Source organism: Bacillus xiamenensis (assembly GCF_000300535.1).
GTDB lineage: Bacteria > Bacillota > Bacilli > Bacillales > Bacillaceae > Bacillus > Bacillus xiamenensis.
In genome coordinates this window covers 1-10,131 of the sequence record NZ_AMSH01000085.1, presented here as the reverse complement: position 1 = coordinate 10,131, position 10,131 = coordinate 1, and the positions used below count along the sequence as shown (strand labels likewise).

Annotated in this window: 9 protein-coding genes; 8 read left to right on the top strand and 1 reads right to left on the bottom strand. The window is 43.0% G+C overall.

The window, feature by feature from the left end; translation table 11 throughout:
* Positions 1 to 177: 177 nt before the first annotated feature.
* Genes nikA through BA1_RS17375 form a run of 5 tightly spaced genes read left to right on the top strand, consistent with a single transcriptional unit; the run spans position 178 to position 5,199 of the window.
* On the top strand, positions 178 to 1,821 hold the full coding sequence (gene nikA / locus BA1_RS17395; protein WP_008361791.1) for a nickel ABC transporter substrate-binding protein: 1,644 nt from the start codon (positions 178 to 180) through the stop codon (positions 1,819 to 1,821).
* A 15-nt stretch (positions 1,822 to 1,836) separates the two neighbouring features.
* Entirely contained in the window at positions 1,837 to 2,766 is a 930-nt protein-coding gene (gene opp1B, locus BA1_RS17390) for a nickel/cobalt ABC transporter permease (protein WP_008361788.1), read from the top strand.
* A 6-nt stretch (positions 2,767 to 2,772) separates the two neighbouring features.
* Positions 2,773 to 3,660: a nickel/cobalt ABC transporter permease gene (gene opp1C / locus BA1_RS17385; protein WP_008361785.1), complete on the top strand. Its 888-nt coding sequence runs from the start codon at positions 2,773 to 2,775 to the stop codon at positions 3,658 to 3,660.
* Positions 3,623 to 4,441 (top strand): ABC transporter ATP-binding protein, encoded by an 819-nt coding sequence (locus BA1_RS17380; protein ID WP_008361783.1) that lies wholly within the window; start codon positions 3,623 to 3,625, stop codon positions 4,439 to 4,441. The genes opp1C and BA1_RS17380 overlap by 38 nt, the downstream gene beginning before the upstream one ends.
* Positions 4,435 to 5,199 (top strand): ABC transporter ATP-binding protein, encoded by a 765-nt coding sequence (locus tag BA1_RS17375; RefSeq protein ID WP_008361781.1) that lies wholly within the window; start codon positions 4,435 to 4,437, stop codon positions 5,197 to 5,199. The genes BA1_RS17380 and BA1_RS17375 overlap by 7 nt, the downstream gene beginning before the upstream one ends.
* A 187-nt stretch (positions 5,200 to 5,386) precedes the next feature.
* Here the strand turns inward: BA1_RS17375 and BA1_RS17370 are convergent, their stop codons facing one another.
* Complete coding sequence (locus BA1_RS17370; RefSeq protein WP_008361779.1) at positions 5,387 to 6,796, bottom strand: polysaccharide deacetylase family protein; 1,410 nt, start codon at positions 6,794 to 6,796, stop codon at positions 5,387 to 5,389.
* 417 nt (positions 6,797 to 7,213) lie between these two features.
* Between BA1_RS17370 and BA1_RS17365 the strand changes: the two genes are divergently transcribed.
* The 3 genes from BA1_RS17365 to BA1_RS17355 are packed head-to-tail and all read left to right on the top strand — an operon-like array spanning position 7,214 to position 10,060.
* Positions 7,214 to 8,149, top strand: a complete 936-nt coding sequence (locus BA1_RS17365; protein WP_237739240.1) for a FecCD family ABC transporter permease — start codon at positions 7,214 to 7,216, stop codon at positions 8,147 to 8,149.
* Complete coding sequence (locus tag BA1_RS17360; RefSeq protein WP_008361775.1) at positions 8,146 to 9,147, top strand: FecCD family ABC transporter permease; 1,002 nt, start codon at positions 8,146 to 8,148, stop codon at positions 9,145 to 9,147. The genes BA1_RS17365 and BA1_RS17360 overlap by 4 nt, the downstream gene beginning before the upstream one ends.
* Positions 9,148 to 9,160: 13 nt before the next feature.
* Complete coding sequence (locus tag BA1_RS17355) at positions 9,161 to 10,060, top strand: iron-hydroxamate ABC transporter substrate-binding protein (RefSeq protein ID WP_034739953.1); 900 nt, start codon at positions 9,161 to 9,163, stop codon at positions 10,058 to 10,060.
* Positions 10,061 to 10,131 lie beyond the last annotated feature (71 nt).

Below are 10,131 nucleotides of genomic sequence, written 5' to 3'. Positions count from 1 at the left end.
ACTAAAATCAAGATCATTTTAGCCCTTTGTCAACAATCTGAACAGACTCAATCATGAGTCTGTTTTTTAATGAAAATAGACATTGTATTTCCCATTTCTGTATGCTATTATTCAATTCGTAATCATTTCGATTAATAATCGTAATGATTACGATAAAAGAATGTGGGGGAAGTACATATGAGGATTCGACGTGTTTACATAAAGCAAAAAGATGAGAAAGCCCATTCCTATGTGACATATACCTTGATGCTGTTTTCAGTCATGGCTTGCTTTCTATTGGCATCCTGCTCTGAAAATAAGACATCTTCCAGTTTACATGGAAGAGAAGATAATGAGCTGGTGTATGCAAGTACAAAAGATATCAGGGACATCAATCCCCATTTATATGGCGGGGAGATGGCCGCTCAACATATGGTGTTTGAATCACTTGTCGTGAATACTGAAAAAGGAATTCAGCCTGCCCTAGCCCAAAGCTGGGATATTTCAAAAGATGGAAAGACCTACACGTTTCACCTTCGAAAAAACGTGACTTTTTCAGATGGTGCGCCATTTAATGCGCAGGCAGTGAAGATGAATATTGATGCTGTCGTCGAAAATATTGAAAAGAACGCCTGGCTCAATCTTGTTTCAGAAATTCAATCGACAAAGGCAGTAAATGAACACACATTTGTTCTCAAATTGAAACAGCCCTATTATCCGACATTAGAGGAGCTTGGCTTAACACGTCCCTTCCGTTTTATTTCTCCTAACAGCTTCGTGGATGGCACGACAGCAAAGGGAGTTAAAGGTTATGCAGGCACTGGTCCTTATGTGTTGAAGGAACATAAAAAAAATCAATATGCCATCTTTGAAACGAATCATCGTTATTGGGGAAAGAAGCCAAAGATTTCAACAGTGAAGTGGAAAGTGATGCCGGATCATCAAACGATTTTACTCGCACTGCAAAAAGGAGAGATTGATCTCTTGTTTGGCGCAGATGGTGACATGATCGACGGAGACTCATTTCAGGTATTAAAGGAAGGGGGGCAATACGGTGTGACCGTGAGTCCTCCAGTTGGTTCTAGGTCTATCGTAATCAATTCAAATCAGCCCATCACAAAAGATCCGAAAGTGAGAGAAGCGTTTCAATACGCCGTCCAAAAAGACATGATCACAAAAGGTATTCTAAATGGAACGGAACAGGTGGCGCACACACTGCTTGCCCCGTCAGTTCCTTACGCAGATATTCCGTTGAAAAAGAAAACCTATCAAAAAAAGAAAGCAGAAAAAATACTGGATGAAGCAGGCTGGAAGCTGAAAGAAGACGGCTATCGCTATCGAAATGGCACACCACTGAGCGTGACTATTTATTATAATTCCGATAATGCAGGCGAAAGAACGATAAGTGAATCGATTCAACAAGATTTCAAACAGGTTGGGGTCAAGCTTAATATTAGAGGAGAAGAAAAACAGGCATTTTTGGATCGCCAAAAAACAGGGAAATTTGATCTAATGTACTCTCTATCGTGGGGTCTTCCTTATGATCCACAAACCTACATTTCTTCATTCCGTGTGGCATCCCATGCCGATTATCAAGCCCAATTAGGATTGAAAAAGAAAAAGTGGCTGGATCAGACGATTACGAAAGTATTGGTGGAGCCAGATGAGCAAAAACGGAAACAAATGTACCGAGACATCTTCACGTATATTCATGATGAAAATGTCTACATTCCAATCTCTTATTCTGTGACAAAGGCCGTTTATAATAAACGTCTTAAAGGTGTAGGTTTTCATGTTTCACAGTATGAAATTCCCTTTGACCGGATGTATTTTTCGTCATAAAGCGGAGGCATAGACATGACACGCTATCTGTTAAAACGAATATTGCTGCTGTTTCCACTTATTATCTTCATCACCTTCTTTGCCTTTGTGCTACTGACGATACGGGCAAGTGATCCAGCTGAAGTCGCTTTGCGGGTGAATCAAGTCACCCCGACAGAAGAGATGATTGAATCGATGCGCCAGGAGCTAGGCTTAGATCAACCATTCTTCATACGGTATGCCACATGGCTTAAAGATGGATTAACAGGTGATTTTGGCAGCAGCTATGTCACACAAGAGCCAGTGTTTGATCTGATCATGGAGGCGCTACCTGCAACATTAAAGCTTGCAGGAGTAGCCCTCTTTCTCATCATTGTGTCGAGTTTGTTACTCGGAATGATTTGTGCATATGCTGCTCATACGTGGGTGGATCGACTCCTTAGAGCCTTTGTATTTATCGCATCTTCAATGCCTAGTTTTTGGCTAGGCATTTTGTTTATCTGGCTTTTTTCTGTCAAATTCAACTGGGTCAATACGAGTGGAATGGAAGGAATCAAATCCATTTTTCTACCTGCTATTACTCTATCACTTGGCTACATATCAACCTATGTCAGACTGATTCGAAATCAAATTCTAAAGTTTCAGCAAGAGCCCTTTGTGTTTTATGCAAGAGCTCGCGGTTTAAAGGAACGAACCATCCAATTGAAAGTTTTGAGGCATGCCCTTCAGCTCGCGGTTACAGCACTTGGGATGTCGATACCAAAACTCATTGCAGGAACCGTCATTATAGAAAACCTGTTTGCTTGGCCCGGGGTTGGTCGATTGTGTGTGGAAGCTATTTTTCAAGCTGATTTCCCGATTATTCAAGCCTATTTATTTGTGATGGGGTTCTTGTTTGTTGTTTGCAATCTCATGGCTGATATCATGCAAATGATCATGAACCCGCAACTGAAAAAGGAGGTATAAGACATCATGAGAGGGTGGGATCAGTTAAGAAAAGATCGAATGGCTGTGCTGTCTATCTGGATCTTAGCACTTGTCGCATTAGCTGGGCTGTTTGCACCGATGCTCGCTCCACATGACCCTGCTGACACGAATGTTTTAGACAAATATGCTAAGTCAAGCCTCACATACCCGCTCGGTACGGATCACTTGGGGAGGTGTGTGCTATCGCGTCTGCTATTTGGGATTCGGACAACAATGCTTGCGGCTGTTTTCACAATGTGTATCACAATGCTCATTGGAACTATACTTGGACTCATGGCTGGCCTTTTTAGAGGAAAGGTGGATGGCGTTTTAATGAGACTATGTGATGCCATCCTGTCATTTCCTGCTGAGGTGATGATTTTGGCCGTTGTGGGGATCATGGGACCAGGGCTTGTCAATATTATTTTGGCCAATGTCCTTGCGAAATGGGCGTGGTATACGAGGATGATCCGGTCGTCAGTCCTTCAATATACAAATGAACCATCGGTCCAGTTTGTAAAAGTATCCGGAGGTTCATCCTTTTACATTCTTCGAAAACATTTATTGCCTCGCATTTCAGGAGAAATCGCTGTCTTTGCTACACTCGATGCCGGGTGGGTCATTTTAAATATTTCCGCCCTGTCCTTCCTTGGATTGGGTGTGAGTGCACCTACACCGGAGTGGGGCATGATGCTGAATGAGGCGAAGAATGTGATGGTCACACACCCGGGTCATATGCTGGCACCTGGAATGGCGATTTTATTTGTGGTCATGGCCTTGAATTTTTTAGGAGACAGCCTTCAGCAGACCATGAACCCAGCCATGCATCCTATCAGCAAAAAAGGGGGGAGACGATTTGCCTTTTATCGACGTAAAAAGACTGTTCGTACATGATCCAGTACAGCAAAGCCATTTGGTAGCGAATATCACGTTTTCCTTACATCGACAACGCTGTTTAGCCGTAATCGGTGAAAGTGGAAGCGGAAAATCAACCATTGCAAAAACGTTAATTGGCCTGATCTCTCCTTCGCTAAAGGTGGATGGAGAGATCATCTTTGACGGTGAGAAATTGACAACTCAGACGGTAAAGGGATGGAGAGGGAAACGAATAGGCTTCATCTCACAAGATGCCATGAATGCATTTAACCCGATAGAAACGATTGGACATCAAATGATTGAAACGTTTCATCAGCATTTGGGTTTGCGTGGGAAAGAAGGGGAATTACATGCCATCGCTGGACTGGAAAGTGTCCATTTAAAAAATCCATATCAATTGATGAAAACATATCCTTATGAACTGTCTGGTGGTATGCTTCAGCGTGTCATGATTGCCATTACGATGATGCTTTCTCCTGATGTGATCATTGCCGATGAGCCAACTGCGTCGCTTGATGCATACAATCGGCGTGAAGTCATCATGCAATTACAGCGGATGAAAGAAGAAACAGGTGCCGCCTTGATCGTCATTTCGCATGATTTAGGCGTCGTTCAGGCGATCGCAGACGAGTTGCTAGTGATGCATCAAGGAGTGATGCTTGAGCATGGCTCAGCTGCGAAGATATTCACATCACCGCAACATCCCCAAACAAAGCATTTACTAGAGACGAGACTCCGTTTATCTAAGCCCCTTGAAGCATTGAGGCAGCAAAACAGAATGGAGGCAGCCCCATGTTAATCACAGTTCATCAATTACAAAAAAATGGGGAGACGAAGGGTTTTTTTTCTCATCAGAAGAAAGCAAAAGCACGAATCTCAAACGTCTCATTTCAAATTGAAAAAGGACAATGTGTTGGGGTAGTGGGAGAGAGCGGTAGTGGCAAAAGTACTTTAGCACGTATCCTGCTCGGTTTAGAAAAGAAAGATGGCGGCGAGATACAGGTTGACGGAAGGCAGGCACATACATGGCGGAAGGTGAACCGAGGAAAAATGAGTGTGGTATTTCAAGATTATCTATCTTCTGTTCATCCAGCTTTTACGGTGAAAGAGATCATTGCTGAACCTATGCGATTGTTACAGCAGGGAAAGAATGTGGATCAGAAGGTATTATCGCTGCTTGAACAAGTCAGACTGCCTTCGTCATTGCTGAATCAATATGCTCATCAGTTAAGCGGCGGTCAGCTGCAGCGAGTTTGCATAGCAAGAGCAGTATCAACGAATCCGTCCATTCTCATACTAGATGAAGTGCTGAGCTCACTAGATGTGTCTGTTCAGGTGCAAATATTGGAGCTGCTCGAAACGTTAAAACAAGAATTAGACATGACCATCCTTATGATTACCCATGATATAGAAGCAGCAGTTTATCTATGTGATCGGCTTCTTTTTTTACATGAAGGAACCGTGGTGGAAGATTGTAAAACGGACGAACTATATGAAGCGTCCCACCCATTTACGCTCAAGCTGCTGGACTCGCTCCTGCCATTTCAGCACATATGAAGAATATCAACAAAAGGAAGAAAAGCCAGCTGCTACAAGGAAAGAAGATGAGCTTTTGATCATAGGTATGCAGCTGTCTGACGTGCTCAGCCGTTTAAGTATAGAGCCTTCTCTGGAGCTGGATGAGACATTTCAAGCCTTGTTGAAAAGAAAGAAGTCGTTAGAGTCATAAAAGAAGCCCTTGTGTTTACTTCACAGGGGCCTTTTCGTTTCGTTCTTTTTTTAATTGTTCAAGTTCATTGACTGTGACAAGCTGGTAGCCCTGTTTCGTGAGTTCATGGATGATGTTCACTGCTGCTCGAGCGGAGCTGTCATAAATATCGTGCATGAGCACAGTTCGGCCATCTGCTGCATGTGAGAGAACATGGCTTGTGATCTGCTGGCTGTTACGAATTTTCCAGTCTTCAGGGTCAACGTCCCATAAAGAAACCTTCATATCAATCGCCCGATTGATATCTTGATTTGTTCCACCATATGGCGGTCTAAAGTGTGTAGGTGTATAACCGCTGGCTTTCTCAATCATCTGCTGCGTATCTTTCACTTGTTTCACCGCTTGCTTTAGAGGCAGCCTTGTTAACAAAGGATGGTTATAAGAATGGTTTCCGATCTCATTTCCGCCTTTTAAAATGTCGGCAAGCATCAAAGGATAATATTGCACCCTGCTGCCTAAGACGAAAAAGGTAGCGTGTCCTTTATTTTTCTTCAGTGCTTCTAAGATTTTTGAAGTTGTTGCAGGATTTGGGCCATCATCAAATGTGAGTGCGATGGCTTTTTGATTGGGATCAAGCTTTGACTTTTGCGGCAGCTTCACGGCTTTTCTTTTTGGATTCGGTTCTTTGATTTCATTCTGATTTTTGATCTTATTCATATATTCCGGCTTCAATATGTCTTTTAGCAGCGTCTTTTTGATCGCGAGCGTTTGCGGTCCTAGATCTTTTGCGGCTACTTGGGAAGCTGGGAAATAAAACTCCACATAGTTCTCTTTCAAGGCAAATTGACTGAAGTTTTGATCAGTAGGGGCAGTTCCTTTTTGAAGGAGAGATAGATTCTTAGATAAGGTTTTATCCTTTTTTAGCTCCAAGTATGTAATATAGGATAATTTTTTCAAATAGTCCTTTTTTGGCTGAAATAAATCTTTTGTGTTAAGAAAGTCTTTTTTCTGAAAATCGAAATTGATCGTTACATGATGAGTGGTCCCATTTTGTTGCCCTGTATAAGTATAGGTCGTAAAATGAATGGCAGCAGATTGTTTCGCATAGTGCACCATGTCATAATCAATATTCAATTCAAATCGTTTGTTTTCATCGACGTCCTTTGCTTCACTGAATGTCTTCTTGAAATGCTCTAATGCTGAATTTGCATAGCTTTGAATCTTGTCATCTAGCTTTTTTTGATGAAAAAGAGGATAGTTGACTGCATATCTCATAAATTTCCCGTCATTTACAAGGGTCACAATTTCGACATTTTTATAATTCGTATCCTGCTTCACATTTTTCTTTTCTGTACCGCTTGCTTGCTGATTTTGAAAGAAAGCAACTGCTCCAATGACGATGGCAAGCGCAAATAGGATGATACTCCATTTTCCCTTTACTGACACAACTTTCAATTCTCCTCTCATGACGGGTCATTCTTTATTCGTTTGACATCTATTTGTAATATTTCTATAACAATTGACTCACTTTTGTAATTTTAGGGGATGTTCATGTGGAATGTCAACTTATTTCCTATTAAACTATCAGAAAAAATGATAGGTCTTTCAGATTGAAAAACATCGTGGCGCATGACTGCTAAAGTAACATATCTTCAATCATTAAAAAATAAGCTGTACATTGCTTTTTCATAGGCTGACGGCTATAATTTTGATGATTATGATTCTCATTTTCAAAACTGATTTTAAATGAAGAAAAGGATGACACCGATTTTGCAGAATCAGCGAACCCCTCAACACAAACGCTCATCACCTATTCTGTTCTTTTTATTATTTTTTCTCGCAGTCATTGGTTTGGTGGCTGCTATGTTTTTGGCTGTTTCATACGGTGCCAAGACATTGTCTTTGCAAACGGTCTGGACAGCTGTGTTCGACTATCAGTCAGATGTGACAGAGCAGCAGATCATCCATGAATTAAGGCTCCCGCGTGTTCTAGGGGCAGCACTTGTTGGAGCGGCGTTTGCTGTCGCAGGTGCTCTCATGCAAGGCATCACGAGAAATCCGCTGGCGGATGCTGGAATATTGGGCATTAACGGCGGTGCGATGTTTGTTGTCGCTCTCTGTTTTGCTTTTTTTCCAGGAATACCATATTCAGCACTGATGTTTTTTTCTTTTTTTGGTGCTGTGCTTAGTACGCTTCTGATCTTTGCCATTGGGGCAGCTGGTGGTATGCTGACCCCGCTTCGGCTGACGATTGCAGGAGCCGTTGTGGCTGCATTGCTTCATGCGCTCAGCTCTGGTATCGCCATTTATTTTGATCTCAGTCAGGATCTGGCTTTTTGGTACGCAGGGGGTGTGGCTGGTGTGAAATGGCCGCAGCTGACGATCCTTGCTCCAGTCATTCTCATTGTTATCGGATGGGCGATGTTATTAGGGCGGTCACTTTCGTTACTATCGCTCGGTGAAGATGTAGCCGCTAATTTAGGGGTGAAAACCAGGCGAGTGCGAATACTAGGAATGGCAGCCGCTGTCTTGCTGGCAGGCGTGTCTGTATCAGCGGTTGGGTCCATTGGGTTTGTCGGGCTTGTGATTCCACATATTGCACGAAAGCTGGTTGGGATCAACTATCGCTTCGTCATTCCAATGTCAGCGATTTTAGGCGCAGTGCTGCTCGTCTGTGCTGACCTGGCCAGCCGTACAGTGAATCCGCCAAGAGAGCTTGCCATTGGCGTCATGGTAGCACTTGTCGGTGTTCCTTTCTTCTTATATATTGCGAGAAAAGAAGGGAGGAACTTGTCATGAGAGAGAAGCAGCGAGCTCTTGTCGTGACAGCGGTTCTGCTTTGCCTGAGTGCAGCTGTGGTGCTGTATAGTTTAAATACCGGCACGCTGAAACTTAGTCCCGTCGTTGTCGTTAAAACGTTATTTGGCTTTGGGGATTTTCAAAGTGAGACGGTGCTGTTTGACTATCGTCTGCCTCGTATCGTCGTGACGATATTAGCTGGAATTGGACTAGGTGTCGCAGGTGGCATCTTGCAGAGTTTATCCCGCAATCCACTGGCCGATCCAGGAATTATTGGACTGAATGCAGGAGCCGCATTTGGCTTAATTCTGTTTGTTACGTATTTTCACGCACTAGAAGGTCACCCATCTTTACTCATCCCGCTCTTTACATTTGGCGGAGGACTCCTTGCGGCGGCCATCATCGTGCTCCTTGCCTATGACAGGCATGAAGGACTGGTTCCTATCCGGCTGATCCTTGTAGGAATTGCTGTTGCTGCAGGGTTTAGTGCATTGACCTTATATTTGTCATTGAAGCTTGATGAAGATACATACACATTTGCTTCAAGGTGGCTCGTCGGCAACGTATGGGGAAGAGACTGGATTCATGTGCTTGCGCTCCTGCCTTGGATTGTCTGCCTTGTGCCGCTTACGCTGATGCAGTCAAGCACACTTAATGCATTAACGTTAGGAGATGCTGTCGCCTCAAGTGTAGGTGTACGTGTGCAGCGAAAACGCCTTTTGCTGCTCACTTTAGCGGTTGGCCTAGCTAGTGCAAGTGTGTCAATGACAGGTGGTATTGGTTTTATTGGACTTGTTGCGCCTCATTTGGCGAGACGGCTTGCCGGGTCACTGCACCAATATTTTTTACCGGTTAGTGCCTTACTTGGCCTTTTGATTTTGGTTAGTGCCGATACAATTGGACGGTCCATATTTGCCCCAAATGCCATCCCTGCGGGTGTGGTTGTGGCTTTTATCGGAGCCCCTTATTTTCTATATTTATTAACAAAAACAAAATAAGAAAGAGGAACTCATCATGAAAAAATTACTTGTTTTTGCTTTAACGCTTTGTTTCTTGATTCTTGCCGCTTGCGGTCAACAGGAAACAAAGAATACGACAAATCAAGATGATAACGGAACACCTAAGATCGCTTCCTTGTCCATTCATTTAACAAATGACTTATTAGCACTTGGAATCAAGCCTGCGGGCTCTGTCGTAGGGGGAGACTTAAAAGATTTCCTGCCACATGCGAAAAAACAGCTGAGCCATACGAAAAAGCTTGGCATTGCAGCTGATCCAGATATGGAGTCCCTGCTTGCTTTAAAACCAGATGTCATCTATGTTGATGAAGAGCTGGCTGGTCAAGACTTATCGAAATACAAGAAGATTGCCAAAACAGAAGTGTTTCATTTAAATGATGGCACATGGCGTGATCATTTGAAAAAAATCGGCAAGCTCGTCAATAAGGAAAAAGAAGCGGATCAATATATCAAGGACTACAATCAAGAAGCAAAAGAAGTCAAAGCACTTATCCAGAAAAAGATTGGACATGGAAAAGTGATGGCGATTCGTGTAACAGCAAAAGAGCTTCGAGTATTTAGTATGAAGCGTCCGATGGGCCCTATTTTATACGAAGATTTAGGACTGACCCCTGCAAATGGTGTGAAAAAACTGAACAGCAAACGACCTTTTGAAGTGATTTCCCAAGAGGTTCTTCCTGACTTTGATGCAGATGCTATTTTCGTCGTCGTTAACCGTGATGACAAGGCGCAGCAGGCATTCAAACAGTTAGAACAGACTCCGATTTGGAAAGGCCTAAAAGCCGTGAAGAAAAACCAGGTGTATCCAATTGCAGATCAGCCATGGCTCGATTACTCAGCACTAGGAAATAAAATGGCAATGGATGAAGTAAAAGAGATGTTTTCTAAATAAGAAGCATATGAATCAAGACATCATTCCACACATAGGAATGATGTCTCAGCGTGTAGACAAACCCTCGCATT

Coding starts and splice junctions, on each gene's coding strand:
- BA1_RS17360 (WP_008361775.1), top strand. CDS start 8,146: ATGAGAGAGAAGCAGCGAGCTCTTGTCGTGACAGCGGTTCTGCTTTGC.
- opp1C (WP_008361785.1), top strand. CDS start 2,773: ATGAGAGGGTGGGATCAGTTAAGAAAAGATCGAATGGCTGTGCTGTCT.
- BA1_RS17375 (WP_008361781.1), top strand. CDS start 4,435: ATGTTAATCACAGTTCATCAATTACAAAAAAATGGGGAGACGAAGGGT.
- opp1B (WP_008361788.1), top strand. CDS start 1,837: ATGACACGCTATCTGTTAAAACGAATATTGCTGCTGTTTCCACTTATT.
- BA1_RS17365 (WP_237739240.1), top strand. CDS start 7,214: ATGTTTTTGGCTGTTTCATACGGTGCCAAGACATTGTCTTTGCAAACG.
- nikA (WP_008361791.1), top strand. CDS start 178: ATGAGGATTCGACGTGTTTACATAAAGCAAAAAGATGAGAAAGCCCAT.